Genomic DNA, 25,984 nt, shown 5'->3' with positions numbered 1-25,984 from the left:
CGACCGAACGGTGATCATGATCATCGGATTTGGCCCTTTTCCTTGCAGTGAAGGAAATGCGCGCGAATTCGGGGCGTAGTGGAGGCTTCACTTCCGGGTGAGTTGGGCCACTCGGGACGCAGATTGGGAGCGTTTCCGCAGGCCGGAGCGGGTTGCCCGGCATCACCTCCAGGGGTAATAAGTGCGTGTCGGTTGCACGACCGCGAACCCGGTGGCGTTTACTGGGGCCGTGGTAAGGGACGGCTGGCCAGCGCTTGCAGCAGCAAGCACAGCAAAAAGCCGTCGGCCGCGAAAGCGGAGACCTGAGAGGAAAGGACTACTACGTTGGCTCTGCCTACGTTGACTCCGGAGCAGCGCGCCGATGCACTCGCCAAGGCGGCCGAGGCTCGCAAGGCGCGTTCGGAGCTGCTCGCGTCGATCAAGTCCGGCAAGGAGAGCATCGAAAAGGTGCTCAAGCAGGCCAAGGAGAACAAGACGATCGGGAAGACGAAGGTCACCCAGCTGCTGAAGGCCGTTCCCGGCCTCGGCGCGGTGAAGGTCGCCGCCCTGCTCGAGCAGGCCGGCATCGACCCGGACCGGCGCGCCGCCGGCCTGGGCGAGCGCCAGCGCGAGGCGCTCATCGACGCGCTCAAGTAGCCGTCACCAGGAGCTGACCGCGAGGGGAGTGTCGCTCGTGACACTTCCCTCGCGGATCTCCCGGATCCTGGGACTCTGGAGTCGTGGACGAACTCCCGGTTGCTGATTTGGTCGCCCGCTACCAGCGCGGCGACTTCCTGTTCACGACCGCCCGGCGCGCACTCCTGGCGCAGGGCACCCTCCGGACCGTCACGGAGACGGACCCCCGGCGGCTCGCCTCGGTGATCCCGGGCGTGCTGGCCGAGACCGGCGCCCCGCTGGCGGTCGGCGTCCTGCCGTTCGACACCGGGCCCGACACGAAGGTGCCGGGTCACCTGGTCGTGCCGCGGACCGTCCACCGGTCCGAAGGCGCCCCTTCGCTGCCCCGAGAGGTCCTGGCCGCGCCGTCACACGTGCGCGAAGTGCCCTCGCCCGAGCAGCACATGGCTTCGGTGCGCGCCGCCGTCGGCGCTCTTCGTGAGCGTGACCTGCGGAAAGCCGTCCTGGCCCGCGCGCTCGACCTCGAGTTCTCCTCGCCGGTGGCCGCCGAGAGCATCGTGCGGAACCTGGCCGTCGGCAACCCCCGGCACTTCACCTACGCGGCCGAGCTGCCCGGTGGCCGGACGCTCGTCGGCGCCACGCCGGAACTGCTGCTGCGCCGCACCGGGCTGACGGTCTTTTCGAGCCCGCACGCCGGCTCGATGCCGCGCTCGACCGACCCGGCGACCGACCGCGCCAACGGCGAGGCGCTGCGGACGTCCCGCAAGGACCAGCTGGAACACGCCGTGGTGATCGACTACCTCGTCGAGGCGCTGCGGCCGTTCTGCCGGACGCTGGAAGTCCCCGCTGAGCCGGAGCTGGTCACCACGCCGGCCATCTGGCACCTGCGGACGCCGATCACCGGCGAGCTGGCCGACCCGGACGTCACGGCGCTCGACCTCGCGGCGGCGCTGCACCCGACCCCGGCGATCTGCGGCACCCCGACCGACGGCGCACGCGACCTGGTCCAGGAGCTGGAGCCGTTCGACCGCGACTACTACGCGGGCGCGGTCGGCTGGGTCGACGCCACGGGCGACGGCGAGTGGGCGGTGGCGATCCGCTGCGCCGAGATCGCGTCGACGTCGATGCGCCTGTATGCCGGGGGCGGGATCGTCCCGGCTTCGGACCCGCGCGCGGAACTGGACGAGACGACGGCGAAGTTCCGGACCCTGCTGACGGCGATGGGCCTGGAAGACTCGCTCACGTAGTCCAGAGGACGCGGAGCAGGTCGACCCGATTCTGGTCTTCGAGGATCAGGTAGGTCAGCAACCTTCGCCGTGGGGGCCGAACACCAGGTTGCGCATGGCGCCGTCCGGGTTCGCGCGGTGGTACGGGTCGCCTTTGCCCGGCACGATCTCCAGCACCGCGATCGCTTCGGCCAGCGGCGGAAGAGCAAGCTGCGGCAGCGCTCGAATCTGGTCCTGGACCTCGGGGTAGACCTCGATGTCGTAAGCCACTACTGCAGGCCGAGCTCCGTCTTGAACGTGCTCCACGACCGGCTTCCGGCCGGTGCTTGCCCGGTCTGGAGTGCCCGGTCCTCGGCTTGGAGCATGCGCCGGTGCGCGGCCGGGTCGGCCTGCGTGCTGCGTGCCACCCGGCTCCACGAGGCGAGCGTCTCGACCAAGTCGGTCAGGCTCAGCTGATCGCGGGCGATGTCGAGCGCGTGCTCGTAGTCGCGATCGAACTCGACTACGTCCTCCGGCAGCAGGGCCGACCGGATGGCGGACGGTGAGGTGCTCGGACCGAACTCCGGTTCCGGTCCGATGGCTGCTGTGGACATGGGGACACACTATAGCGGCCGAGGTCGCCACTCCCCGTTTTCGTCAGGGGACCCAGTGTTCCTCGGTCACCGACAGTTCGTCGGTGGTCAGCACCGCGATCGCCGCCCGGTAGCCGTCTGCGGCCTTCAGGTCCACCAGGCGGGTGCGGGCCGGATCCAGAGCCGGGTCGCCCGAGGTGATCAGGCGGGCCGGCTCGTCGTAGCGGGAGAACGTGATGCTCTGCAGCGGGATCTTCAGGCCCTTGCCCGTGGCCTTCATCACCGCCTCCTTGCGCGTCCAGTAGACGAAGAACGCCGCGGCCTTCTCCTCGGGCGGAAGGCCCGTCAGGTGCCCCGCCTCGGCCGGGCTCAGGGCGTACTCGATGAGGCCGTCGTCCGCGCGACGGGTGGCTGTCTCGACGTCCAGGCCGACCGGGACCGCGGGGGTGGCCGCGAGGCCGATCAGGTCGCCCGAGTGTGAGATGGACAACGTCAGGTCCGCGCCCGGGATGCGGGGCCTGCCGTGCGGTTTGCCGCAGTCTTCGCAGGTCGCGTCGAACTTCACCGACTCCAGCGGGACGCCGAGGCGCTCCGCCGTGACCGTCTTCGCCAGGACGCGGCCGGTGAGGAAGCGGCGCTTGTCCGCGTCCTGCCGGTACGCCTCGAACCGGCCCTGTTCGACGTCGTCGAGCAGGCGCAGGAACTGCGGCTCGGCGGGCAGGGGCGCTGACCAGCGGACGACGATCTCCATCACAACCCCGATCCTCCCGGGCCGCGCAGCGCTTGTCACGAATTAGGGGACAGGACTGGGGTAATCCCGCTCTCAGGAGGTACCCTCGGACTAAGCGGTCGCTTAGCCAGTGTCGGAGGAGCAGCTCGGATGGATTTCTCACTCAGCACCGAAGAACGGGAAGTGCGCGACTGGGTCCGCACGTTCGTCCAGCGGGAGCTGATCCCGCTCGAGCAGGAGGTGCTGCGCCGCGAGCGCGCGCACCAGCCCGGCCTCACCGGCGAGGAGCTGAAGGACCTCCAGCTGAAGGCCAAGGAATCCGGCTTCTGGGGCGTGTTCACCCCCGAGGAGTACGGCGGCATGGGCCTGTCCGCCGTGATGGCCGCGCTGCTGGAGGCCGAGCTCGGCCGCACCTTCGTGCCGTTCCGCTTCGGCGGCGCCGCGGACAACATCCTGTTCCACGCCAACGAAGAGCAGAAGCAGACCTACCTGCTGCCGACCATCTCGGGCGAGCGCAAGTCCTGCTTCGCGATCACCGAGCCGGGTGCCGGGTCGGACGCCAAGGCCATCCGGACGACCGCCCGCAAGGACGGCACCGACTGGGTCATCAACGGCGAGAAGACGTTCATCACCGGTGGCAACGAGGCCGACTTCACCATGGTCTTCGCCATCACCGACCCCGAGAAGGGCGCGAACGGCGGTGTCACGTGCTTCCTGGTCGACCGCGAGGCCGGCTGGAAGTCCGAGTACATCGACACCATGGGCGAGTGGGGCCCGGCGTCGCTGATCTTCCAGGACGTCCGCGTCCCGGAGACGCAGATCCTCGGTGAGGAGGGCCGCGGTTTCGAGCTCGCCATGCAGTGGATCGGCCAGGGCCGTTACCTGCTGCCGGCGCGCGCTATCGGTTCGTGCGAGCGGCTGATCTCCATGGCCATCGAGCACGCCAACACCCGCGAGACGTTCGGGCAGAAGATCGCCGAGCGGCAGGCCATCCAGTGGATGATCGCCGACTCGGGCGTCGAGCTCGAAGCCCTGCGCTGGCTGGTGCTCAACGCCGCCTGGCAGGTCGACCAGGGTGTCGACTCGCGGCACGCGCAGTCGATGGCGAAGCTGTACGGCGGCCAGAAGGCCAACGAAATCGTCGACCGCGTGCTGCAGATCCACGGCGGCATGGGGTACACGCGCGAGCTGCCGGTCGAGCGCTGGTACCGCGAGCTGCGGCTGCTGCGCATCTACGAGGGCACCGACGAGATCCAGCGCCGCACGATCGCGCGCAACCTGCTCAAGGGGCACGTGAAGGTCGGCGGTGTGCTCGGCTGAGGACCCCCGGACGCAATCGAGGCCACCTCCCGGAACTTCGGGAGGTGGCCTCGCGGCTCTGGGGGGGTTACTTCTTGTTGCGGATGGCGATCGGCACGCCGGCCAGGTCCTCTTCGTTGCACAGCAGCTTCACGTCGTAGTACGGCGAGCCCTGCCGGTCGTCGTAGTCGAGGTGGATGGCCAGGACGTCGAGTGGTTCACCTAGCCACTCCTGCGCCTGCCGTAGCCACTTGGAGCACCGCTCCAGGGCGGTGGGGAGATCGTCATCGCGGAACTCGACCGGGCGGTAGGGTACGTCCTGCACCTGATCGCGGGGGCTTGCCGGCGCCGGGAGGCCCGGCGCGAGACCCGAGTCGTCCAGTTCCAGTTGGATCGTTTCCTCAGTCACCCTTCGAGCGTCCCCCACGCGCGCCGTCTGAGCAAGGCGTACACAGGTAAAAGCGGCGCTAAACGGACACCCCCCACTCTTTCGCGACGATTTCCCGGCAGCGTGCGAGGTTGCTTACACCGGGCGATGACGTGCAGCCCAGGGCCCGTGAAGCCAGCTCCGCGTAGTGCTCGGCGAGCTGGTCCAGCGCGAGCGGGCCGCGCGGCGAATACCACCGCGCGACGCCACTGCACATCTCCAGCAATGCCAGCCGCGTCACCGCCGGGTGGCCGGTGTGGAACACCCCGGCCGCCACGCCTTCGTCGATGGCCGCGGCCCAAAGCCGTTCGTAACCGTCGCGCAGGGCGACGACCGGTGCGCGCGCGGCCGGGGACAGGACGTCGACTTCGTTGTCCACCACGCGGGTTTCCGCCGGACCGACCGCGTGCGCGAGCACGTGCAACGCGACGAGCGTGCGCAACCGATGCACCGGATCGGGGCTGCCGGCGGTCGCTTCGCGGGCGGCGTCGAGGAGGCGGGTCAGCGCGGTGTGCATGATTTCCGCGAGCAGATCCTCCTTGGTGCCCATGTAGTGGTAGAGGCTCGCCGAGGAGAGTTCCGCCTCCTGCGCCAGATCCCGGATGCCGGTGCCGTGGAAACCCTTGTTGGCGAACAGCTTCACCGCCGCCGCGCGCACCCGGTCGCGACTGCTCACAGCCATGCTTCCGCCTTCGTGTCCCACGCGCCCGCGCGCAGGTCGGCCACCTTGCGCAGCTCGCCCTTCGCGACGCGCTCCGACGGCGTCAGCGGCAGCTCGTCGGCGAACGCCCAGAACCGCGGAACCTTGAAGTAGGCCAGTTTCCCAGCGCAGAAAGCGGCCAGCGCGGCCGGTTCCGGACGTTCGCCGTCACACACGACGTACGCCTTGATCTCCTCGCCGCGCAGCTCGTCCGGCACCGCGATCACGGCCGCGAGCCGCACCGCCGGGTGCAGCAGCAGCGCGCGCTCGACCTCGTCGGCGGAGACGTTCTCGCCGCTGCGGCGGATCATGTCCTTCGTGCGGCCGACGTAGTAGACGCGGCCCGCGTCGTCCATCCTGGCGAGGTCGCCGGTGCAGAACCAGCCGTTCTTGAACGCCTTCGCCGTCGCGTCGGGATCGTCGTGGTAGCCGTGCATCAGGCCGATCCCGCGGATCAGCAGCTGGCCGGTTTCCCCGCGTGGCAACGGTTTACCGTCGTCGCCGGCGATCATCACCTCGCGGTCGCGGCTGGGCCGTCCGATGCAGCCGGTGCCGACGGTTTCGTCGTGGTCAGCGGCCCCGACCCGGATGTCGCTGCCCGTCTCGGTCATCCCGAACGCCTCGAACCACGGCACCCCCCAGCGCCGCTCCAGCTCGGCGTGCAGGTCGTGCGGGATCGCGGACGCGCAGATCGCGCGGACCCGGTGGTCGCGGTCGGCGTCCGAAGGCTCCTGGCGCAGCAGCAGCGTCGGCATCAGGCCCAGGCAGTAGAACCACGTCACGCCGTGCTCGCGGACCTTCGCCCAGAACGTGCTGGGGTGGAACCGGTCCAGCACGACGAGCGTGGCGCCGCCGGCCAGGCCCAGCGCGACGTTCCACTGTGGATCGATGTAGTGGAACGGCTGCGCGGTGAGGACGACGTCGTCCTCACCGACGGCGGGGAAGTCGGTGGCGAGGCTGACGGCCAGCGTCGTCCAGTAGCGGTTGGGCAGCACGCAGCCCTTGGGGGCGCCGGTGGTGCCCGAGGTGTACTGGATGTTGACCGGCGTTTCCGGCACCGGGGTGAAAGCGGCGGCACTTTCACGTGAAAGTGCCGTTCGGAGCGCGTCCGGGGTGATGACCTCGGCCAGGCTGATCCGGTTCAGCAGCTCGGTGAACTCCGCCGCCGCGACGACCAGCTTCGCGCCGGAGTGGCGCAGGACGTGGGCGCCGTCGAACTCGCGGTAGTTCGTGTTGACCGGCACCAGCAGCGCGCCGATCTTGGCCAGGCCGAGCCAGATCAGCGGGAAGGCGGGCTGGTTGCGCAGCATCACGGCGACCCGGTCGCCCGGGCCGATGCCGCGCTCGGTCAGGGCGGCGGCGATGCGCGACGTTTCGGCGTCCACCTGGGCGAAGGTGAAGCGCTCCCCGGTTTCGTCGAAGATCCAGGCCGTGCGCTGTGGCCACAGCTCGGCGGCGCGCGTGACGAGCTGGGCGAGCGTCCCGATCTCGGCCGGCGGCGTCACGTCCGGCTCCGGAAGGCCTCCGTGGACGCGGCGACCGCGGCCGAGGTTTCGGTGATCAGCGCGTGGCTGACTTCGAGCTCCAGCGCGGGCTCGACGTCGATCGGGGTGTCGAGGACGCGCTTCGCCATCGCCGCGGCGGCCGGCGGGTGCTCGGCGATCCGCTTCGCCCAGCTCAGCGCCTCCGCCTGGAGCTGCTCGGCGGGCACCGCCGCGTTGACCATGCCCAGCTCCGCGGCCTTGCGGCCGTCGAAGCGCTCACCGAGCAGCAGCAGCTCCTTCGCCTTGAGCGGGCCGACGAGCAGCGGCAGCAGGCGTGACGCCGCGCCGGTGACGCTCAGGCCCAGGGAGACCTCCGGGAAGGCGAACACCGCGTCCTCGGCCGCGAGGATCAGGTCGCAGCCGAGCGCGAACTCGGCGCCCGCGCCGATCGCGTAACCGTGCACCGCGGCGATCACCGGCTGCCGCAGCCCGCGCAGCCGCCGCGTGACGTCCTGGAGCCGGTCGAGCCGTGCCCGCGAATCACCCTCCGGGGTGGGTTCCTTGAGGTCGTGACCGGCGCAGAAGGCCCGGCCGTTCCCGGACAGCACGACGACACGCGCGTCGCTGCGGGCGGCGGCGTCGAGCGCGGTGAGGAAGTCGTCGACCAGCACGGCGGCGACCGCGTTCAGCCGCTCGGGCCGGTTGAGCCGGATGTGCGCGATGCCGTCCTCGACGGCGAAGTCCACGGTGGGCATGCGGCCGATGCTAGACGTTCGATCGATCGATCGATAGCCTCGGGTGTATGCGGGTTGATGTGGTCTACGAAAACGCTCTGGTGTGGACCGGCACGGGCGTGACCAGCGCACTCGCCGTGCTGCACGGCCGGGTCGTGGCGCTGGGCGAGGACGCTCTCGGGGTGTCCGCGCGCCGCCGGGTCGACCTCGGCGGCGGGTTCGTCGTGCCGGGCTTCCACGACGCGCACAACCACATGGCCTGGTTCGGGATGGCGCTCGACGACGTTCCGCTCGGCGGCTGCCGCAGCGTCGAGGAGGTCTACGACGCCGTCGCCGCGCGGGCCGTGACGCTGCCGCCCGGGAGCTGGGTGATCGGGAGCGGGTACGACCAGAACAAGCTCGCCGGCGGGCACCCGGACCGTCACGGCCTCGACCGCGCGGCGCCCGGGATGCTCGTGCGGCTGAAGCACACGTCCGGGCACATGACCGTGGTCAACTCGGCCGTGCTCGACCAGCTGGACCTGGACAACGTGCCGGTCGGCGGGGACGTCGTGCACGCCGACGGCTCGCCGACCGGCCTGCTGCGCGAGCAGGCCCAGCTGCTGCTGCGGCCGCTGACCTACCCGACGCCGGTGGAGCAGGTCGTCCGCGGTCTGGACCGGGCTTCGGAGCGGTACCTCTCCGAGGGCATCACGAGCGTCCAGGAGGCCGGGATCGGCGGCGGGCTGGTCGGTGAGACCCCCGCCGAACTGGCCGCCTACCAGGTCGCGCGCGACCGCGGCGTGCTGCGCGTGCGCAGCACCGTGATGGTCGCCGCGAGCGTGCTGCACGACCTGCCCGACGGCGCCGAGTTCGGCCTCGACCTGGGCCTGCGCACCGGCCTCGGCGACGAGTGGCTGCGCGTCGGGCCGATGAAGCTGTTCGCCGACGGTTCGCTGGTCGGGCGCACCTGCGCGATGCACGAGCCGTTCGACGGCGAGCCGGGCAACGTCGGCTACTTCCAGGTGCCCGAGGACGAGATCGCGCGCACGATCCGGCGCGCGCACGACGCCGGCTGGCAGATCGCGACGCACGCCATCGGCGACCGCGCGATCACCGTCGTCCTCGACGCGTACGAAGCCGCGTTGCAGGCCTCGCCGCGCGCGGACCACCGGCACCGCATCGAGCACTGCGCGGTGCTTCAACCCGCGGAGCTGACCAGGCTCGCTTCGCTGGGGTTGCTCGCCTCGCCGCAGGGCCGCTTCGTCAACGAGCTCGGCGACGGGATGCGCGCCGCGCTCGGTGAAGCCCGCGTGCCGTGGTGCTACCGGCTGCGCAGCGTCCTCGACGCGGGCTGCGTGCTGCCGGCGTCGTCGGACCGCCCGGTGGTCGACGGCCACCCGCTGCTCGCCCTCGCGGACATGGTGCGCCGGCGCACGGCGTCCGGCGCGCCCTTCGCCCCCGAAGAGGCGCTGACGCCGGAGCAGGCGCTGCGCGCGTACACGTACGGCTCGGCCTACGCGACTTTCGCCGAGCAGGACCTGGGCACGCTCGAGCCCGGGAAGCTCGCCGACTTCGCCGTGCTCTCCGGCTCCCCGCTCGAGGAGTCCGCTTTGGACGACCTGCGCGTGCAAGCCACCGCCGTCGGCGGCGAACTGCGTTACCAGGCCTGATGTCTCACTTCGTCCGGATGAACCCGAGTGCCTCCTTCGCCAGGGCCGGCCACGGCTGCGGGGAGTCCGCCGCCAGGGCCAGCCATTCCTTCATCGGGGTGCCCTTGTTCGCGTCGAACCGGACGCCGTGCCCGCCCTCGACCAGCTCGTCCACGCGGGCCTTCGGCAGCTTCAGCACCAGCTGCCCGCGGACGAACATCGCGAAGATCCGGCCGTCCGCGCGCAGGGCGCCGCGCCCGAACCCGCCGGTCGCGCCGGGTGGCGTGATGCCCGGTTGTCCGGTGAACTCGTCGACCAGGTCCTCGAACTTCTCTTCCGGTGACATCGACCACCTCCTCCGCGCTCGACCCTAACGACCACCACCGACAGAAACGGGAGGCGCAATGCCCGTCCGCGACGCCGTCGCCGAAGACATCGAAGAGATCTGCGCGCTCATCGAGGAGCACGCCGTCTACGAGGACAAGCACGACCTCAAGCTGGACCGCGCCGAGATGGGCGGGCACCTGTTCGGGCCGGGGCCGAAGGCCTGGGTGCTGATCGCCACCCCGCCCGACGAGCCCGGCACGGTCGCCGGCTTCGCCTTCTGCAGCTGGAACTTCTCCACCTGGGAGGCCAAGCCGGGGATCTGGCTGGACGACCTGTTCGTGCGTCCCGCGCACCGGCGCCACGGCCTCGGCGGCGCCCTGCTCGACGAGCTGGCCCGCCGCACCGGCGGGCGCGTCGAGTGGGACATGCAGGCGGGCAACGAGAAAGGCGAGGCGTTCTACGCCCAGCTCGGCGCGGAACCCGTGCCCGGCTGGATCCGCTACCGCTGGCGGCCGTGACTTTCACGAGAAAGTAGGCCGCCCCGTATCGTATGCGGCATGGGAGATGGTTCGGTCCGGAGGTCCTCGTCGGTCGAGGACTACGTCCGGGTGATCTACGGCCTGGTCGAGCGGGGTGAGGCGGTCACGAACACCTCCCTCGCCGGACGGCTGGAGGTCAGTCCGTCCTCGGCGTCGGGGATGGTCACGAAGCTGTCCCAGCTCGGCCTGGTCACCCACGTGCCGTACCGCGGCATCGAGCTCACGGCCGACGGCCGGCTGCTCGCGCGGTCGGTGCTGCGCCGCCACCGGCTGATCGAGACGTACCTGGTCTCCGAGCTCGGCTACACCTGGGACGAGGTCCACGCGGAGGCGGACGCGCTGGAGCACGCGGTGTCGGACCGGCTGGTCGAGCGCATCGCGGCCAAGCTCGGCAACCCGGTCCGCGACCCCCACGGCGACCCGATCCCGGCCGCGGACGGCAGCGTCGAGGAGCTGCAGGTCCGCATCCTGGACGACCTGGAGCCGGGCGCGGTCGGTGAGATCGTCCGGGTCTGGGACACGGACCCGGAGCTGCTGCGGTACCTGACGGAACACGCGATCAACCTGGGCGAACGCATCGAGGTCGTGGAACGCCAGCCGTTCGGCGGCCCGATGGTGGTCAAGGTGGGGTCACCGCCGGAGGTGGCGACCCACGCGATCGGCAAGGAGATCGCGCAGGCCCTGTCGGTCACGCTGCGCTAACCACCGATGGTGAGGCTGAAGCCGTCGCGCTCGGTCTCGTCCGCGCTCTTCCAGAGGGTGCCGCGGTTGTTGTTGCCGACGTGCACGCCGTAGCGGTCGGCACTCGGCACGTCGGTGAACGTGAAGGTGAACGTGCGCACCCACGCGCCGTCGACGATCTTCGTCTCTTCACCGGGGCTGCGGCGCAGCTCGGTGGTGGCCACGACCTGCCCGGTCTCGTCCACGAGCGTGACCTGCGAGCCGTTGCCCAGGTCGCTGTAGCCGTCGTACCCGTCGGCGGCGGCCTTGGTGCACTTCAGGTCGCACAGCAGGGACAGCGTGCCGTGGACCGACGACGGCCCGGCGGTCGTGAAGACGATGATCAGCACGACGGCGAGCACGGTGGCGGCAGCGGCGCCGAGGACGACGAAGAGGGGCTTGCGGCTGCGGCGCGCGGGCTGCGAGACGGGTTCGGGTTGCGGGACCGGTTCAGGCGGTGGCGGCTGGAACAGGTTCGGTTCGGCGGTCATCTGTCTGTCTCGCTCTCTGTGGCCGTGACTGCGCACAGAGACGTGTTGATCAGGGCGTGCGTTACGGGAAGGTGACCTGACGTCGGGGTGCGTACGCCCGGGTGACGTCCTGGAGCGGATGTGGGGACACCCTCGCTCCGCCGACCATGGGCGCATGACCGCTCACTTCCGCTTCGGTCTCGTCGCCGGTTACTCGCCTGACCTGGCCACCTGGACCGCTCAAGCCCGGCGGGTCGAGGATCTCGGCTTCGACACGCTGCTCGCCACCGATCCCGTCGCCGGGGCCGATCCCTTCGTGCTGCTCGGGGCGGCCGCCGCGGTCACCGGGCGGATCACGCTCGGTACGTACGTGCTCGCCGATCCGTTCCGGGACGCGCGGGCGCTCGACTGGCAGGCGCAGACGCTGCACCGGCAGACCGGTGGGCGGTTCGAGCTCGGGCTCGGCGCCGGGCGGCCGAATGCCGACTCCCACGCCGCCACGCTCGGGCGGGAGTTCCCCTCGCCGGGTGAGCGCGTCACACGGATGGCGGAAACGATCGCGCACCTCAAACGATCGATCGACCGCCCCCGGCTGCTGCTCTCGGCCAGCGGGCCGAAAATGCTGGCGCTCGCCGCGCAAGAAGCCGACATCGTCACCTTCTCCTGGCACCCGGCGACCACCGAGGACCAGGCCCAGTCCATTGTGGATCGATTCCGAGGACTCGCCGGGCCGCGGCTGCCGGAGATCGAGCTGGGGTGAATCTGATCGCCGTCGGCGAGGAGCCCTCACCACAGGTCGCGCGGTTCGCCGGGCTCGACGTCCCGGACCTCGTAGCGGCAGGCGCTGTCACCGTGCTGCCGTCGGATCCGGGCCGTGCCAGGGAAAAGCTCAGCCGCTGGCGGGATCGGTGGGGGATTTCCTACGTCACTGCCAACTCCGGTTACGCGGAGCCCTTCTCCGCGATCGCGGACCACGTCAGGACTTCCGGGGCGTTCGCAGGTGGGTGAGTGCTCTTCCGATCTTGCCGGGGCGGGCCTACGCTCCAATTTTCCGTATTCGGGAGTGCTTCGGAGCGATGTGATGACCGGTCAGCGAACACACACGATCGACCGGGGGGAACTGGCGGAGCTCGACCGGCTGCTGGCCGCCGGGCCCTTCGCCGTGGCACTGCGTGCGGCGATCCGGGTGCGTGGCCTCGGCCTCGACCGGATCCGCTATCGCTTGCGCGGCAGGGGAACCACGGTCAGCCTGGCCACCCTCAGCCACTGGCAGTCCGGACGGTGCCGTCCCGAGCGGGCGGAATCGTTGGAGGCGCTGAGAAACCTCGAGGACATCCTGAACGTGCCCGACGGCTCGCTCAGCAAGCTCCTCGGACCACCGCGGGTGAGAACGCGCTTCCACCCGCAGCCGCCGCCGCTCAACTGAGCGGATTTTCGGCTGTACCGCTCAGTTGAGCGGCTAGGCTCGCGGCATGCGAGCTGTGGTCATGGAGGAGTTCGGCGTGCCGCCCGTCGTGCGGGAGGTGCCGGAACCGGTCGCGCCGCCCGGTGGGGCCGTCATCGAGGTCGACGCCACCGGGGTGTGCCGCAGCGACTGGCACACGTGGCAGGGGCACGACACCGCGGTGACGCTGCCGCACGTCGCCGGGCACGAGCTCGCCGGCCGCGTCGTCGCGCTCGGCGAGGGCGTACGCGGCTGGTCGCTCGGTGCGCGCGTCACCGTGCCGTTCGTCTGCGCCTGCGGCACGTGCGAGCAGTGCGCCCGCGGTGACCAGCAGATCTGCGACCGCGAGTTCCAGCCGGGCGCGACGCACTGGGGGTCGTTCGCCGAGCGCGTCGCGATCGGGCACGCCGAGGTCAACCTGGTCGCCCTGCCGGACTCGCTCGGCGCGGCCGAGGCGGCCGCGCTCGGCTGCCGGTTCGGCACGGCGTTCCGCGGGGTGCTGCGGCAGGGCCGGGTCACCGCCGGGCAGTGGGTGTCGGTGTACGGCTGCGGCGGGGTCGGGATCTCCGCGGTCCTGCTGGCCGTCGCGGCCGGGGCGAAGGTGGTCGCGGTCGACGTCTCGCCGGCCGCGCTGGAGCTCGCGGCGAAGTCGGGGGCGGCGCTGACCGTCGACGCCTCGGCGTTCGACGGCCCGGAGGCCGTCGCCGCGCACGTGCGCGAGCTGACCGGCGGCGGCACGCACGTCTCGCTCGACTGCCTCGGCTCGCCGTCGACCTGCGCGGCCTCGGTGGGCAGCCTCCGCAAGCGCGGGCGGCACGTCCAGGCCGGGCTGATGCCGCCGGCGCAGGGCGTCGCGCCGATCCCGATGCACCGGGTCGTCGGCGGCGAGCTGGAGCTGGTCGGGATCCACGGCCTGCAGGCCCACGAGTACCCGGAGTTGCTGCGCGTCGTCGAGACGTCGGGGATCGACCTGGCCGCGCTGATCGGCGCCCGGATCGGGCTCGCCGACGTCCCGGCCGCGCTGGCCGCGATGAACGACCCGGTGCCGGCGCGGGCGGGCGTCACCGTGGTCACGTTCGGTGAGTGATCGGCGGCGCCGTGGTCAAGTGATCGGTTCGTAGCTGATCCACGCTGGCAAAGTGACATTCAGGTGTGAGAACGTCCAATCGTGGCGGTCCAGAGCGAGGGGATTCGGCCGCAGGAGCGCCCCGCCGTTCCGTTGGGACGTCTCCTGCGGCTCGTTGCACTGGCACAATCGGCGTAGTGGACGCCCTTCTGCCGCGCCCCCGGGCCGAGCTCGCGCCCGGTGCGGTGCACCTGCCCGACTGGCTCGACTTCGACGCGCAGCGCGAACTCGTCGCGGCCTGCCGCGGGTGGTCCGGCTACCACCACACCCGGCTGCCGAACGGCGGCGTGATGTCGGTGAAGTCCGTCTGCCTCGGCTGGCACTGGTACGCCTACGGCTACTCGCGCACGACCGGCGAGGGCACGCCGGTGCTGCCGTTCCCCGGCTGGCTCGGCGACCTCGGCCGCCGCGCGCTGGCGGACGCGTACGGCGAACCGGCCGACGGCTACGCGCCGGACATCGCGCTGGTCAACTTCTACGACGCCGTCGCGAAGATGGGCCTGCACCAGGACAAGGACGAGCGGAGCCTGGATCCGGTGGTGTCGCTCAGCCTCGGCGACACGTGCGTCTTCCGCTTCGGCAACACGCAGACCCGCGGCCGCCCGTACACCGACGTCGAGCTGCACTCGGGCGACCTGTTCGTCTTCGGCGGCCCGTCGCGGCTGGCGTACCACGGGGTGCCGAAGACGCTGCCGGGCACGGCGGACCCGGCGCTGGGGCTGACCGGCCGGCTGAACATCACGCTGCGGGTGTCCGGGCTCTAGTCCTCTGTGGACTCCGCTTCCGGCACCACGACCAGGCGGACGGCCATCGCGCGGGAGCCGGCCGGGTGCTTTCCCGGTTCCGTGACGTACTTCCAGAGCAGGTTCTGGTACTCCTCGACGAAGGACGCGACCTGCTCCTTCGTCAGGTGCAGGCCGGAGCGGTAGATCTGGTTCCAGCCCGCCGAACTGTCGTAGCCGGCGTACGCGCGCGTCACCAGTCCCAGGTCGTGGCTCATCTTGAGGGCGCCGAGCTTGATCGCCGCCTCGCGTTCGTCCGGGGTCAGCTCCAGGCCCGGTGGGGTGTAGATGTCCTTCATCAGCGACTTCCACCAGCGTTCACGCCCGTTGGAGCGCGCTTCGATCTCCGCGATCAGGTCCAGATCGGCGAGCTTGCGGAGGTGGTAGCTGGTCGTGCCGGTGCTCTCGCCAAGCGCCTTCGCGACGCTCGTCGAGTTCGCCTCGCCGTGTTCGCCCAGGTAGGACAGGATGTCGCGGCGCACCGGGTTGGCCAGGGCCTTGTAGAAGGCCTTGAGATCCGCGCCGGTGAGGACGCGCCGTTCGGGACGTTCGACCATGGCCCGAGCGTACTACAGAGACTGTTTGCAAAGAATCTCTGCATTCGGCTACCTTGGGTTCCAGGGGTACGAGTCTTCGGGGAGTCGACGATGCGGAAGGTCTTCTGGGCGGCGGGGTTGTGCCTGCTGCCGTGGATCGCGGTACTGGGGATGACGCTGCCGGACGTCTATCCGGCGCAGCACTGGCGCCTGGCGTGGACGGGCTTCGACGCGGCGGAGGCGCTCGGCCTGCTCGTGACGGCCTGGCTGCTCGGCCGCGGCGATCCGCGGATGCCGTTCGCCGCGATCGGCACGGCCACGCTCCTGCTGACCGACGCCTGGTTCGACGTCGTCACGGCCGGCGACGACGTCGTGTTTTCGCTGCTCTTGGCCGGGTTGGAGGTGCCGCTGGCGCTGGCGTGCCTCTCGGTGGCGCTGCCACGGCCGGCGGTGCCGGCGCATGTCTGAGCTGAGCCCGCGGCTGCGCGACGAGATCGACGACCAGGTCGCGGAGGCCTTCGACGCCTACCTGGCCGAGCGCCTGTCCGAGCCGGGCCCGCTGCGCACCGCGGTCCGCGCGCGGTGGTGGACGCCGGCGGTCGCGGCGCTACTGGGGGTCGCCGCGACCCTGCTGGCCTGCCGCGGCTGGTCGTGAGAAGCGCAGCGTCTGACCGGGCCGCAGCTGGGCGGCGACGTCCAGGTCTTCCTCGTCGACGACGGCGATCACCGGGTAGCCGCCCGTGGTCGGGTGGTCGGCGTGGAACAGGATCGGGCGGCCCGACGGCGGTACCTGCAGCGAACCGGGCACACACGGCTCCGACGGCAGTTCGTCGTGGCGGGCGCGCTCCAGAGGCGGGCCGGCCAACCGGATGCCGACGCGGTCCGAGTCCGGCGAGACGGTGTACACAGTGGACAGAAGCCGGGACGGGTCGGTGAACCAGTCGCGACGCGGTCCCGGTGTCACGCGCAGGATCGGCGACGCGGGGAGAGCCGCGCGCGGCGCGAGATCGACCACCGGGAACCCGAGTGGCGGAGACCCGATCGGCAGCAGCATTCCCGCGGCGAGTGGTGGCGGGCCGAGCTTGCCGAGGGTGTCCGTCGAACGCGAACCCAGCACCGGCGGAACGTCGATGCCGCCGCGGACCGCGACGTAACACCGCAGTCCGGTCGACGCCATGCCGAGCGCCAGTTCCTCGCCCGGCCACAGCGTGATCGGCCCGTTCAAGCCGCCCTTCGACAACGGGCAGTCCGCGCCGGTCACCGCCACCGTCGTCACCGCCGACGCGCGCAGCACCAGGCCGCCGAGCGTGACTTCCAGGCCCGCGGCGCCCGAGGGGTTGCCGACGAGCCGGTTGGCCAGCCGGAACGAACCGCGGTCGGCGGCGCCGGAACGTCCGACGCCGAGTGCGGCGTGCCCGGGACGGCCGAGGTCCTGCACGGTCGTGGCGAACCCGGGCCGGAGGATCTCGAGCTTCACGAAACCTCCCGGAACCGGACCCGCGTCCCCGGCGGCAGCAGGTTCGGCGGGTCGCGTTCGACGTCCCACACCGGGATCTCGGTGCGCCCGAGCAGCTGCCAGCCGCCCGGCGACGCGCTCGGGTACACCGCGCTGTACTCACCCGCGATCGCCACCGAACCCACCGGGATCCGCGTGCGGGGCGACGACCGGCGGGACACGTGCAGCCGGGTGTCCAAACCGGACAGATAGGCGAACCCCGGTGCGAAGCCGCAGAACGCCGAGACGTACGAGCCCGCGGTGTGCCGGGCCACGACCTCCGCTGCCGACAGCCCGGCCTCGGACGCGACCTCCGCCAGGTCCTCGCCGTCGTACACCACCGGAATGACGACCTCGGCGGCCGAAGCGACCTGACTGTCCACAGGAGACACTCGGCGCAGCAGGTCGCCCAACCGATCAACGGAAGTCACCGCCGGGTCGAAGCGGACCAGCAAGGTCCGGGCGGCCGGGACCAGCTCCTCGACACCAAGAAGCGGCGCCTGCGCCAGCGCAGCCTGATAGCCCAGGACGTCGGCCACCTCCACGAGCACCGCGTGACGTCCGCAGGGCAGCAGCCGGACGGTCATCCGGTGAACGCGGCGAGCGGGACACCGGCGTCGGCCAGGCCGTCGCGGATCCGCCGGGCCAGCTCCACCGCGCCCGGGGTGTCCCCGTGCACGCACAGGGAGTCCGGGCGCAGGTCGAGCTTGCCGCCGTCGGCCGTGACGACCCCGCCGCCGGTCGCCATCGCGACCGCGCGTTCGGCGACCGCGTCCGGCTCGTGCAGGACCGCGCCGGGCTGCTTGCGCGACACCAGGCGGCCTTCCGCGGTGTAGGCCCGGTCGGCGAACGCCTCCGCGTACGCCACCACCCCGGCCTTTTCCGCCTCCCGCTGCATTTCCGAGTCCGGCAGGCAGAGCAGCGCGAGCGCCGGGTCGTACCGGCGCAGGCCCTCGACGATCGCCGCGGCCTGCTCCGGGTCGGCCGCCGCCGTGTTGTACAACGCGCCGTGCGGCTTCACGTACGTCACGCGGCTGCCGGCCGCGCGGGCGAACGCGTCGAGGGCACCGATCTGGTACAGCACCTCGTTCGCCAGGTCCTCCGGCGCGATGTCGAGCGCGCGCCTGCCGAACCCGGCCAGGTCGTGGTACCCGACGTGCGCGCCGATCGCGACGTCGCGATCGGCCGCCAGCTCGCACACGTGCCGCATCACCGACGGGTCGCCGGCGTGGAAGCCGCAGGCGACGTTCGCGCTGGTGACGATGTCGAGCACGGCTTCGTCGTCGCCCATCTTCCAGGCGCCGAACCCCTCGCCGAGGTCGCTGTTCAGATCCATTTCAGCCCACCCGGTATTCGCTGTCGTGGCGGTCGGTGATGAACATGTACCCCGGCGCGTGCGTGATCGCGTACGGCGGCCGTGACGCCATCAGCGCCGCCTGCGGGGTGACCCCGCAGGCCCAGAACACCGGGACGTCACCGTCGGCCGCGTCCACCGGATCACCGAAGTCCGGCCGGGAAAGGTCCTCGATGCCGAGGGCACGCGGGTCGCCGATGTGCACCGGCGCGCCGTGCACGGACGGCATCGCGCGGGTGATCCGGATGGCGTCGTCGACGCGGTCCTCCGGGATCTGCCGCATCGACACCACGAGCGGGCCGAACAGCCGCCCGGCCGGCTCGCACGGCCGGTTGGTCACGTACATCGCGACGTTGCGGCCCTGCTCGACGTGCCGCAGCGGGACGCCCTCGGCGGCCAGCGCCGTCTCGAACGTGAAGCTGCAGCCGATGGAGAAGGCGACCATGTCGCTGCGCCACAGCCCGGTCGCGTCGGAGACTTCGCCGGCGAGCACGCCGTTCTGCCAGATCCGGTAGCGCGGCAGGTCGGTGCGCAGGTCCGCGCCCTCGGCGAGCCGCGTGCCCGGGTCGCCGGGGTCGGTGACGTCGAGCAGCGGGCACGCCTGCGGGTTGCGGGTGCAGAACAGCAGGACGTCGTAGGCCCAGTCCTCGGGCACGGCGATCAGGTTGGTCTGGGTGAAGCCGCCGGCCCAGCCGGTGGTGGGGCGGGCCGTGCCACGCCGGAAGACGGAACGTGCCTGCTCCGGCGTGAAAGTGGCGGGCTGGTCGAAGGTCGTCATGAGTTCCCCCTCAGTCAACGAGTTCGATCCCTCGGGTTTCGGGCAGGCCGAGCAGGGCCAGCGCGGCGATGGCGTACCCGATGGCGCCGAACACGATCGCGCCGCCCGCGCCGAGGAAACCCACGACGGTCGGGAAGATCGCGCCGACCGCGCGGCCGAAGTTGTAGGTGAAGCCCTGGCCGGTGCCGCGCAGGGCCGTCGGGTACAGCTCGGCGAGGTACGCGCCGAAGCCGCTGAAGATCGCGGACATCGAGAAGCCGAGCGGGAAGCCGAGCACCAGCACGAGACCGTTGGCGCCCTTGGGGATCTGGGTGTACGCGACGATCAGCCCGGCCGACAGGATCGCGAACGTCAGGAAGGTCTTCTTGCGCCCCATCAGGTCCGTCAGGTAGCCGCCGCAGACGTACCCGACGAAGGCCCCGGTGATGAGGAACGCGAGGTAGCCGCCGGTGCCGATCACGGTCAGCTCGCGCGTCTTCTTCAGGTACGACGGCAGCCAGGTCGAGATCGTGTAGTACCCGCCCTGGACGCCGGTGGCGAGCAGCGCGGCGAAGAACGTCGTGCGCAGGAGGTCGCGGTGGAAGATCTTGGCCAGCGTGCCCTTGACGCGCTCGGTCTTCAGCCGTTCCTCGGCGCGGGGCGCGTCCTTGACGCTCTTGCGGACCCAGAGCACCAGCAGCGCCGGGATGACGCCGGTCCAGAACATGATGCGCCAGGCCAGATCGGGGCTCGCGAGGCTGAAGACGACGGTGTAGACGATCACCGACAGGCCCCAGCCGACCGCCCACGCGCTCTGCACGAACGCCACGGTCCGGCCGCGGTAGCGCGCCGAGGAGTACTCCGCGACCAGCGCCGCGCCGGCCGCCCACTCACCACCGAAGCCCAAGCCCTGCAGGGCGCGGAAGATCAGCAGCGTCTCGAAGTTGGGCGCGAACCCGCAGAGCACGGTGAAGACCGTGTACATCGCGATGGTGATCTGGAGCGTGCGGACGCGGCCGATGCGGTCGGCCAGCATGCCGGCGCCGATGCCGCCGACGGCCGACACGACCAGCGTCGTCGTGCCGAGCAGGCCGGCTTCACCGCTCGATATGCCGAAGTACGCGGTGATCGCGGCGAGGCCGAGGGGCAGGGTCTGGTAGTCGAACGAGTCCAGGCCGTACCCGCCGAACGCGCCGGCGAACGCGCGTTGGCCGCGTTTCCCCAGCGTGCGGAACCAATCGAACGGCCGGGCCTCGGTTGCTGTGGCAGTCATGTCGGGCACCTCCTGGCCAGTGTCTCATCGTGGCGTGCCTCACACAGTAAGGATTGTTCAACAATTCCACAAGACGGCAATTGGATCGTCCTCAGTGTGACGGGTACCATCGTCGCCGTGGTCATCGAAGACAGAGACGTCCCGGGCCTGGAGGCCGATCGCGGCCTCGTCAGCCGCAAGAGCACGGCCGAGCGGGTGGCCGGCGTGCTGCGCAAGCGCATCGCGGAGGGCTTCTTCCTGCCCGGCGGGCGGCTGTCGGAGCAGGACATCGGCAACGCGCTCGGCGTCTCGCGCAACACCCTGCGGGAGGCGTTCCGGCTGCTCACGCACGAGCGGCTGCTCGCCCACGAGCTCAACCGCGGGGTCTTCGTGCGGATCCCGAGCGTCGAGGACGTCGTCGACATCTACCGGGTGCGCAAGATCATCGAGTGCGCCGCCGTCCGCGGGGTGACGGCCAAGCCCGCGTCCTTCCCGAAGATCCGCGAGAAGGTCGAGATCGGTGACGAGGCCGCGCGCACGGGGAACTGGAAGGACCTCGGCACCGCGAACGTCTGGTTCCACCAGGAGCTGGCCGCGCTGTCGGGCAGCGAGCGCGTCAACGAGCTGGTCAGCAGGCTCATCGCCGAGCTGCGGCTGGTGTTCCACATCATGGCCGAGCCGCGCCGGTTCCACGAGCGCTACCTGCCGCGCAACCACGAGATCCTGGACCGGGTCGAGGCCGGGGACGGCCTGGGCGCGGAGCAGCTGCTGATGAAGTACCTGGAAGACGCGGAAGAGCAGCTGGTCGGCGCGTACGCCGAACGCGCGGCGGCGGCCCGGGCGGCGATCGCCGTCGAGTGATGGCCGAACGGGCAGGCTTGCCGTCCGGACGGGCCGAGCCCCCGCCGGAGCCGATGGCGCCTGGATAACCTCATCGCGGTTTCGCCGCCGGAACCCCCAGCGGTGGCCGAGACCCGGCTGCCGGGGCGTGGTTACCCCCCAGGGCCACCCCCGGCAGCTCCGGACGGCACTCTGGGACCCATGCGGATGAACTCGCGAGCGTGGACCGACCGCTTCGACGCGGTCCCGTGGGCCGAAATCGCCACCTGGTTCCACGAGCTGGCCGCGGAGCACGCGGAGTTCCGCCCGATGACGGACATCGTCAGCAGCGTCCTGGCCCGCGGCGGTGACCGGCACCTGGTCGCGCTCACGTCGATGCACGACCTGGTCGTCACGTCCCGGCCGGTGCCGGACGGCCGGCCGATCGAGGTGGTCGTCGTCCGCTCGCCCTCCTCCGGTGCCTCGGACTCCGACGCCGTGCCCCAGTTCTGGCGGTTCGTCCGCGAAACCCTGGACGTGGAGGCGGAAAAGCCGTGAAGGCCACATTGAGGGACTCTGAGTCCCTCAATGTGGCCTTCACGGACTTTCGGGACTTAGCCGGCGTAGCGGGCGAAGATCCTCGTGAAGTCCCATGCCTGCTGGGAAACGCCCGAACACGTGTCGTCGTTCGGGTACGCCCCGGGGCACGGGCGGTCGCGGTTCGCGGACCAGAACGTCAACCGGGCCAGGTGGTGCGTGTTCGCGTAGGCCAGGATGGTGTTGAAGTCGTTGAGCGTGACCGTCTCGCTGTTGTCCGTGATGCCGTTCATCGACGAGATGCCCATGTGCCGGTAGGCCGTGTCGTCGTCGTAGCCGTAAGCCGACTTGACGACGTTCTTGAGGCCCTCGGCCGCGCGCTGCGTGAGCGTGCCCATGTTCTGGCCGGTCCCGCCGAAGTCGAACGGCATGATGACCCAGCCGTCGACCGTGAGCCCGGACTGCGCCGCTCGGTTGACCAGGCTGTTGTCCGGTCCCGACTGCCCGGTGCCGAACGTGACGTACAGCTTGATGCCGGCGTTGTTCGCCCGGATCGTCTTCAGCGCGTCGACCGTGCGCTGCTGCACGGTCGGGTTGCTGTAGGCGTCGGCTTCGATGTCGATGTCGATCGCCTTGAGGCCGTACGCGCTGATCACCTTCTGGTACGCCGCCGCCAGCTCACCCGCGCTGCCGCACGACGACTCCAGCTTGTTGCCGGAGTAGCCGCCGAACGACGGGATGACGTCGCCGCCGCCCGCCCGCACGGTGTTGATGGTGTTCTGGTCGACGCCGCCGGTCAGTGCGCGCCCGCCGTCCCACTGCGGGTTGCAGTAGCCGTTGGACAGCACGAACGCCAGCGTGAACCACTTGACGCCGGTGGCGTTCTGGATCGTCGCCGGGCTCGGCGGGTTGCCCCAGCCGTTGTAGAGGTACGGCGCGACGGCCATCACGCCCGGCCCGGTCGGCGGCGGGGTGGTGCCGCCGCTCGGGAGCGTCCACTGCTGGTTGGCGCTGGTGGCGCACGTCCAGATCTGCAGCCGGGTGCCGTTCGCGCTCGAGTTGCCGGTGGCGTCGAGGCACTTGCCCGACCCGGTGTTGACGAGGTTCTTCGCCGCGTTGGCCGTCCACTTCTGGGCGTTGGAGCCGTTGCAGTCCCAGAGCTGGATCAACGCGCCGTTCGCCGTGCCCGCGCTGGTGACGTCGAGGCATTTGCCCAGTGCCTGCAGGGATCCGTCGCTGCCGACTGTCCACTGTTGAGCGTTCGAGCCGTTGCAGTCGTACAGCTGGATGGCCGTGCCGTTCGCGGTGCTCGCCGCGTTGACGTCGACGCACTTGCCGGCGATGCCGGTGATCGGCCCGGTCGCCGCCTGCGCGACTCCCGGGGCGAGCACCAGGGCCGATGCCGCGGCTACGAGAGCGCCGAATGCTGCCAGTTTTTTCATGCGGGCACGTTCCACTTCTGGTTGGCGGCACCGGTGCACGTCCAGATCTGCAGCCGGGTGCCGTTCGCGCTGGAGTTGCCGGTCGCGTCGAGGCACTTGTTCGACGCCGACCCGACGATGTCCTTGGCCGCCGTTGCCGCCCAGGCCTGGTTGGCCGTCCCACCGCAGTCCCACAGCTGCAGCTGGGCACCGTCCGCTGTGGACTGTCCGGTGACGTCGAGGCACTTGCCCAGTGCGCGGATCGTGCCGTCGGTGCCGACCGTCCACTGCTGGGCGCTCGAGCCGTTGCAGTCGTAGAGCTGGACCGCGGCGCCGTTCGCGCTGCTGGCGTTCGCGACGTCGAGGCACTTGCCGCCGAGGCCGGTGATCGCGCCGGTCTTGCCGCCGCCACCGCCGCCCGTGCCCTGGTTGCCGGCCCAGGTGAACGTCGCCGACGTGTGGCCGGGCAGGCTGTAGGTGAACGACGAGTTGCCCCAGTTCACCCGCACGCTCTGGGTGCCGGTGCTGGTGTTGTACGCGATCAGCGCCTTCGAGCCGTCCGGGTTCTTCCAGGCGACGTTGCGGACCGTCGAGTTGTCGTTCGAGTCGATCCGGACCGCGCCCGGCTTCACGAACTTCGTCAGGTGGCCCATCGTGTAGTACTCGACCGTGTAGTCGACCTGGCCGTTGCGGCCGTCTCCGTTGTGGACGGTCACCAGGCCGGTGCACGTGTCACAGCCGCCGTTGTGCGGGTTGTGCGCCTGGTCCATCGCCAGGCTCCACTTGGTGACCGTGCGGCTCCAGTTGCGCGTGTAGTCGACGATGTTGGTCATGTCCTCGGCCTGCTGGTTCGACACCCAGGTGCCGCCCGAGTGCTCGGTCGAGTACGCGTTGACGGTCGGGTACTGGTTGTGCACGGTCGTCTGCTGCGAGACGTTGCCGCCGTACCCGTGCCACGCCATGCCACCGAAGTTCGGGTCATTGCGGATGGCCGCGTCGTCCATCGTCGGCGCCGCGAACGACTGGTACTGGTCCCAGTTCCAGTCGAGCGCGAGGACCTTTGTGGACAGTCCGGCGCTGTGCAGCGCGGGCAGCAGGTTGGTCTTGGTGAAGTAGGCCAGTCCCGCGCCGTTCCAGTTGGTCGACGGGTAGCTCGCGCAGCACGTCGGTTCGTTCTGGACGGTCAGGTAGCTGATCGGCACGCCCGCGGCCTGGTAGGCCTGGACGTACTTGACGAAGTACTGCGCGTAGGCCGGGTAGAACTGCGACTCGACCCAGCCGAGCAGGTAGCTGTCGTTGTCCTTCATCCACGGCGGCGCGCTCCACGGCGACGCCATGACCTTCAGCTGCGGGTTGAGCTGCAGCGCCTGCTTGGTCAGCGGCAGGACGTCTGTCTGGTCGTGCGCGATGGAGAACTTCGTCAGGTTCGGGTCGGTCTGCCCGGCGGGCACGTCGTCGAACGTGTAGCTGTACCGCGCGATGTCCGACGCGCCGATCGGGTTGCGCAGGAAGCTGATGCCGATGCCCGCGTTGGGGTCGAACAGCTTCTGCATCACCGAGTTGCGGGTGCTGGCGCTGAGCAGGTTGCTCGAGTTGAGCAGCCACGCGGCGGAGTCGGTGAACGACGCGCCGGCGCCCTCGAACTGCTGGTACGTCGTGTTTTCGTTGACGTTGATGGTCTGGCCGCCGGTGCCGGTGCCCGCGGCGAAGCTGACCGGCGTCTGCTGCTGCAGGCCGCGGGTGACGTTGACGCCCTTGGCGTCGTCGGTCGTGGTGAGCCAGACGTTCACGGTCTCGCCCGCGGCCTGCGCGGGCACGGCGAAGGTGGCGGCGGCGAGTGCGGCGACGCCGAGCATGGAGAGCAGAGAGCGTTTTATCATGGCAGCGTCCACTTCTGGTTCGCGCCGGACCCGCAGGTCCAGATCTGGAGCCGGGTGCCGTTGGCACTCGAGTTGCCGGTGGCGTCGAGGCACTTGCCCGAGCCGGCGTTCACGAGGTTCTGCGATCCGTTGGCCGACCACTTCTGGGCGGCGGATCCGTTGCAGTCCCACAACTGCACGGTGGTGCCGTTCGCGGTGCCCGCGCTGGTGACGTCGAGGCACTTGCCGAGCGCGCGGATCGTGCCGTCCGAACCGACCGTCCACTGTTGAGCGGTGGTGCCGTTGCAGTCGTAGAGCTGGACGGCGGTGCCGTTGGTGCTGCTGGCCGCGTTGACGTCGACGCACTTGCCGCCGACACCGGTGATCTGCCCGCCACCGGCGGGCGGCGGGGTGGTGGTGCCGCCGGCGAACTGCGTGGCGACCTGCTCACCGAGGCTGGTGGCGTTGTTGTGGTTCTCGATCGGGTTGACGTGCGTGTTCGGGAACACGATGTACGTCACCGGACCCTCGGTGCCGCCGTTGCTCGGGTTGGGGTTGATGCCGAGGTTGACCGCGGTGGCGTAGGACGCCTCACCGATGATGCTGGTCGGGCCGGTGTCGCCGACCACGGCGTAGGTGACCTGGTTGTTGTAGATCACCGCCACGACCGAGCCGCCGTCGATGCCGTAGTTGCGGTAGTCCCATGTGGACGTCGGCTGCGGCAGCACGATGTAGGGCAGCTGCGCCGCGTTCAACGGCTGGTCGGTCGACGTGTGGAAAGCGGTGTCGGGGTAGAAGCAGCAGTCGGTCTGCTCGTTGCACTGGGAGGTGCGGACACCGTCGCAGTCGATGTCCATGTCGGCCTTGAAGAAGACCGCGCCGTTGGCCTGGCAGACGGGCACGGTGGCCGCGCCGCCTTCGTCGAAGGAGTACTTGCCGTTCGAGATCTGCTGGCACGACGTCGTCTTCGCGAGCAGCTGGCTCGCCGACGGCCCGGCTTCGGGAGCGGCCTGGGCCGGCCCCGTCGTCAGGCAGGTAAGCGCTATCAGGGCACCGCCCAAGAGCTCGAGGAGCTTTTTCCGCACTGGAATTCTCCTTGGGGGAAAGGGAAAGAGGGCACGACGACCA

General features: G+C 70.5%; 33 protein-coding genes. 15 read left to right on the top strand and 18 right to left on the bottom strand.

Annotation, left to right across the window (positions count from 1 at the left end):
* The first annotated feature begins 324 nt into the window (after positions 1–324).
* Together mihF and VA596_RS04980 are read left to right on the top strand one after the other, a co-directional pair.
* Positions 325–636 (top strand): integration host factor, actinobacterial type, encoded by a 312-nt coding sequence (gene mihF, locus VA596_RS04985; RefSeq protein WP_026468624.1) that lies wholly within the window; start codon positions 325–327, stop codon positions 634–636.
* An 83-nt stretch (positions 637–719) separates the two neighbouring features.
* Positions 720–1,862 (top strand): isochorismate synthase, encoded by a 1,143-nt coding sequence (locus tag VA596_RS04980; RefSeq protein ID WP_323324061.1) that lies wholly within the window; start codon positions 720–722, stop codon positions 1,860–1,862.
* Between the two features lie 54 nt (positions 1,863–1,916).
* Here the strand turns inward: VA596_RS04980 and VA596_RS04975 are convergent, their stop codons facing one another.
* From VA596_RS04975 to VA596_RS04965, 3 genes are read right to left on the bottom strand one after another with little or no spacing between them, the layout of a single operon-like run.
* A complete protein-coding gene (locus VA596_RS04975; RefSeq protein ID WP_323324060.1) occupies positions 1,917–2,111 on the bottom strand; it encodes a hypothetical protein in 195 nt (64 codons plus the stop codon).
* Positions 2,111–2,434, bottom strand: a complete 324-nt coding sequence (locus VA596_RS04970) for a DUF6247 family protein (protein WP_323324058.1) — start codon at positions 2,432–2,434, stop codon at positions 2,111–2,113. The genes VA596_RS04975 and VA596_RS04970 overlap by 1 nt, the downstream gene beginning before the upstream one ends.
* Before the next feature lie 43 nt (positions 2,435–2,477).
* The gene (locus VA596_RS04965) at positions 2,478–3,164 is read right to left on the bottom strand and encodes a 4'-phosphopantetheinyl transferase family protein (RefSeq protein ID WP_323324056.1); all 687 of its coding nucleotides are present in this window, start codon (positions 3,162–3,164) and stop codon (positions 2,478–2,480) included.
* A gap of 129 nt (positions 3,165–3,293) precedes the next feature.
* Here VA596_RS04965 and VA596_RS04960 point away from each other — a divergent pair, with 129 nt between their 5' ends.
* Entirely contained in the window at positions 3,294–4,463 is a 1,170-nt protein-coding gene (locus VA596_RS04960; protein WP_323324054.1) for an acyl-CoA dehydrogenase family protein, read from the top strand.
* A gap of 67 nt (positions 4,464–4,530) precedes the next feature.
* On the opposite strand, the gene VA596_RS04955 is transcribed toward VA596_RS04960, so the two are convergent.
* Genes VA596_RS04955 through VA596_RS04940 form a run of 4 tightly spaced genes read right to left on the bottom strand, consistent with a single transcriptional unit; the run spans position 4,531 to position 7,808 of the window.
* Positions 4,531–4,851 (bottom strand): hypothetical protein, encoded by a 321-nt coding sequence (locus VA596_RS04955; RefSeq protein ID WP_323324052.1) that lies wholly within the window; start codon positions 4,849–4,851, stop codon positions 4,531–4,533.
* A 58-nt stretch (positions 4,852–4,909) separates the two neighbouring features.
* The gene (locus tag VA596_RS04950) at positions 4,910–5,551 is read right to left on the bottom strand and encodes a TetR/AcrR family transcriptional regulator (RefSeq protein ID WP_458364000.1); all 642 of its coding nucleotides are present in this window, start codon (positions 5,549–5,551) and stop codon (positions 4,910–4,912) included.
* Positions 5,542–7,074 (bottom strand): ATP-dependent acyl-CoA ligase, encoded by a 1,533-nt coding sequence (locus VA596_RS04945; RefSeq protein WP_323324050.1) that lies wholly within the window; start codon positions 7,072–7,074, stop codon positions 5,542–5,544. The genes VA596_RS04950 and VA596_RS04945 overlap by 10 nt, the downstream gene beginning before the upstream one ends.
* Positions 7,071–7,808: an enoyl-CoA hydratase/isomerase family protein gene (locus VA596_RS04940; protein WP_323324048.1), complete on the bottom strand. Its 738-nt coding sequence runs from the start codon at positions 7,806–7,808 to the stop codon at positions 7,071–7,073. Before VA596_RS04940 ends, VA596_RS04945 begins: the two co-directional genes overlap by 4 nt.
* A gap of 47 nt (positions 7,809–7,855) precedes the next feature.
* On the opposite strand from VA596_RS04940, the gene VA596_RS04935 reads away from it, so the two are divergent.
* A complete protein-coding gene (locus tag VA596_RS04935; RefSeq protein ID WP_323324046.1) occupies positions 7,856–9,439 on the top strand; it encodes an amidohydrolase in 1,584 nt (527 codons plus the stop codon).
* Between the two features lie 4 nt (positions 9,440–9,443).
* Here the strand turns inward: VA596_RS04935 and VA596_RS04930 are convergent, their stop codons facing one another.
* Complete coding sequence (locus VA596_RS04930; RefSeq protein ID WP_323324045.1) at positions 9,444–9,764, bottom strand: hypothetical protein; 321 nt, start codon at positions 9,762–9,764, stop codon at positions 9,444–9,446.
* 58 nt (positions 9,765–9,822) lie between these two features.
* Here VA596_RS04930 and VA596_RS04925 point away from each other — a divergent pair, with 58 nt between their 5' ends.
* Together VA596_RS04925 and VA596_RS04920 are read left to right on the top strand one after the other, a co-directional pair.
* Complete coding sequence (locus tag VA596_RS04925; RefSeq protein ID WP_323324043.1) at positions 9,823–10,263, top strand: GNAT family N-acetyltransferase; 441 nt, start codon at positions 9,823–9,825, stop codon at positions 10,261–10,263.
* Between the two features lie 39 nt (positions 10,264–10,302).
* On the top strand, positions 10,303–10,986 hold the full coding sequence (locus VA596_RS04920) for a metal-dependent transcriptional regulator (RefSeq protein ID WP_323324041.1): 684 nt from the start codon (positions 10,303–10,305) through the stop codon (positions 10,984–10,986).
* Here the strand turns inward: VA596_RS04920 and VA596_RS04915 are convergent.
* The gene (locus VA596_RS04915) at positions 10,983–11,495 is read right to left on the bottom strand and encodes a hypothetical protein (protein WP_323324039.1); all 513 of its coding nucleotides are present in this window, start codon (positions 11,493–11,495) and stop codon (positions 10,983–10,985) included. The genes VA596_RS04920 and VA596_RS04915 overlap by 4 nt on opposite strands.
* A 154-nt stretch (positions 11,496–11,649) precedes the next feature.
* Here VA596_RS04915 and VA596_RS04910 point away from each other — a divergent pair, with 154 nt between their 5' ends.
* The 5 genes from VA596_RS04910 (at position 11,650) to VA596_RS04890 (ending at position 14,808) form a co-directional block, all read left to right on the top strand.
* Positions 11,650–12,234, top strand: a complete 585-nt coding sequence (locus VA596_RS04910) for an LLM class flavin-dependent oxidoreductase (RefSeq protein WP_323324038.1) — start codon at positions 11,650–11,652, stop codon at positions 12,232–12,234.
* Positions 12,231–12,482 (top strand): hypothetical protein, encoded by a 252-nt coding sequence (locus VA596_RS04905; RefSeq protein WP_323324036.1) that lies wholly within the window; start codon positions 12,231–12,233, stop codon positions 12,480–12,482. The genes VA596_RS04910 and VA596_RS04905 overlap by 4 nt, the downstream gene beginning before the upstream one ends.
* A gap of 73 nt (positions 12,483–12,555) precedes the next feature.
* Positions 12,556–12,900, top strand: coding sequence for a transcriptional regulator (locus VA596_RS04900; RefSeq protein ID WP_323324035.1), 345 nt, complete (start codon positions 12,556–12,558; stop codon positions 12,898–12,900).
* Between the two features lie 46 nt (positions 12,901–12,946).
* On the top strand, positions 12,947–14,005 hold the full coding sequence (locus VA596_RS04895) for a zinc-binding dehydrogenase (RefSeq protein ID WP_323324033.1): 1,059 nt from the start codon (positions 12,947–12,949) through the stop codon (positions 14,003–14,005).
* 176 nt (positions 14,006–14,181) lie between these two features.
* Positions 14,182–14,808 carry an alpha-ketoglutarate-dependent dioxygenase AlkB family protein gene (locus VA596_RS04890; protein ID WP_323324031.1) on the top strand — a complete coding sequence of 209 codons (627 nt, stop codon included), beginning with the start codon at positions 14,182–14,184 and terminating at the stop codon, positions 14,806–14,808.
* Here VA596_RS04890 and VA596_RS04885 read toward each other — a convergent pair.
* On the bottom strand, positions 14,805–15,383 hold the full coding sequence (locus VA596_RS04885) for an ArsR/SmtB family transcription factor (RefSeq protein ID WP_323324029.1): 579 nt from the start codon (positions 15,381–15,383) through the stop codon (positions 14,805–14,807). The genes VA596_RS04890 and VA596_RS04885 overlap by 4 nt on opposite strands.
* A 90-nt stretch (positions 15,384–15,473) precedes the next feature.
* Between VA596_RS04885 and VA596_RS04880 the strand changes: the two genes are divergently transcribed.
* Positions 15,474–15,830 carry a hypothetical protein gene (locus VA596_RS04880; protein ID WP_323324027.1) on the top strand — a complete coding sequence of 119 codons (357 nt, stop codon included), beginning with the start codon at positions 15,474–15,476 and terminating at the stop codon, positions 15,828–15,830.
* Positions 15,823–16,017, top strand: coding sequence for a hypothetical protein (locus VA596_RS04875; RefSeq protein ID WP_323324025.1), 195 nt, complete (start codon positions 15,823–15,825; stop codon positions 16,015–16,017). Before VA596_RS04880 ends, VA596_RS04875 begins: the two co-directional genes overlap by 8 nt.
* On the opposite strand, the gene VA596_RS04870 is transcribed toward VA596_RS04875, so the two are convergent.
* From VA596_RS04870 to VA596_RS04850, 5 genes are read right to left on the bottom strand one after another with little or no spacing between them, the layout of a single operon-like run.
* Positions 15,970–16,839 (bottom strand): 5-oxoprolinase subunit C family protein, encoded by an 870-nt coding sequence (locus VA596_RS04870; protein ID WP_323324023.1) that lies wholly within the window; start codon positions 16,837–16,839, stop codon positions 15,970–15,972. The genes VA596_RS04875 and VA596_RS04870 overlap by 48 nt on opposite strands.
* On the bottom strand, positions 16,836–17,444 hold the full coding sequence (locus VA596_RS04865; protein WP_323324021.1) for a 5-oxoprolinase subunit B family protein: 609 nt from the start codon (positions 17,442–17,444) through the stop codon (positions 16,836–16,838). Before VA596_RS04865 ends, VA596_RS04870 begins: the two co-directional genes overlap by 4 nt.
* On the bottom strand, positions 17,441–18,193 hold the full coding sequence (locus tag VA596_RS04860) for a LamB/YcsF family protein (RefSeq protein WP_323324019.1): 753 nt from the start codon (positions 18,191–18,193) through the stop codon (positions 17,441–17,443). The genes VA596_RS04865 and VA596_RS04860 overlap by 4 nt, the downstream gene beginning before the upstream one ends.
* A gap of 1 nt (position 18,194) precedes the next feature.
* Positions 18,195–18,989, bottom strand: coding sequence for a putative hydro-lyase (locus VA596_RS04855; RefSeq protein ID WP_323324017.1), 795 nt, complete (start codon positions 18,987–18,989; stop codon positions 18,195–18,197).
* Between the two features lie 10 nt (positions 18,990–18,999).
* Complete coding sequence (locus VA596_RS04850) at positions 19,000–20,241, bottom strand: MFS transporter (RefSeq protein ID WP_323324015.1); 1,242 nt, start codon at positions 20,239–20,241, stop codon at positions 19,000–19,002.
* Positions 20,242–20,358: 117 nt separating this feature from the next.
* Between VA596_RS04850 and VA596_RS04845 the strand changes: the two genes are divergently transcribed.
* Both VA596_RS04845 and VA596_RS04840 read left to right on the top strand, forming a co-directional pair.
* A complete protein-coding gene (locus tag VA596_RS04845; protein ID WP_323325651.1) occupies positions 20,359–21,081 on the top strand; it encodes a GntR family transcriptional regulator in 723 nt (240 codons plus the stop codon).
* A 180-nt stretch (positions 21,082–21,261) separates the two neighbouring features.
* Positions 21,262–21,597, top strand: coding sequence for a hypothetical protein (locus tag VA596_RS04840; RefSeq protein WP_323324013.1), 336 nt, complete (start codon positions 21,262–21,264; stop codon positions 21,595–21,597).
* 56 nt (positions 21,598–21,653) lie between these two features.
* On the opposite strand, the gene VA596_RS04835 is transcribed toward VA596_RS04840, so the two are convergent.
* The 3 genes from VA596_RS04835 to VA596_RS04825 are packed head-to-tail and all read right to left on the bottom strand — an operon-like array spanning position 21,654 to position 25,941.
* Positions 21,654–23,018, bottom strand: coding sequence for a ricin-type beta-trefoil lectin domain protein (locus VA596_RS04835; RefSeq protein WP_323324011.1), 1,365 nt, complete (start codon positions 23,016–23,018; stop codon positions 21,654–21,656).
* Complete coding sequence (locus VA596_RS04830) at positions 23,015–24,877, bottom strand: ricin-type beta-trefoil lectin domain protein (protein WP_323324009.1); 1,863 nt, start codon at positions 24,875–24,877, stop codon at positions 23,015–23,017. Before VA596_RS04830 ends, VA596_RS04835 begins: the two co-directional genes overlap by 4 nt.
* The gene (locus VA596_RS04825; protein ID WP_323324007.1) at positions 24,874–25,941 is read right to left on the bottom strand and encodes a ricin-type beta-trefoil lectin domain protein; all 1,068 of its coding nucleotides are present in this window, start codon (positions 25,939–25,941) and stop codon (positions 24,874–24,876) included. Before VA596_RS04825 ends, VA596_RS04830 begins: the two co-directional genes overlap by 4 nt.
* Between the last annotated feature and the right edge of the window lie 43 nt (positions 25,942–25,984).

This window comes from Amycolatopsis heterodermiae, from assembly GCF_034929455.1.
Taxonomy (GTDB): domain Bacteria; phylum Actinomycetota; class Actinomycetes; order Mycobacteriales; family Pseudonocardiaceae; genus Amycolatopsis; species Amycolatopsis heterodermiae.
This window is presented reverse-complemented; position numbering and strand designations above follow the sequence as displayed.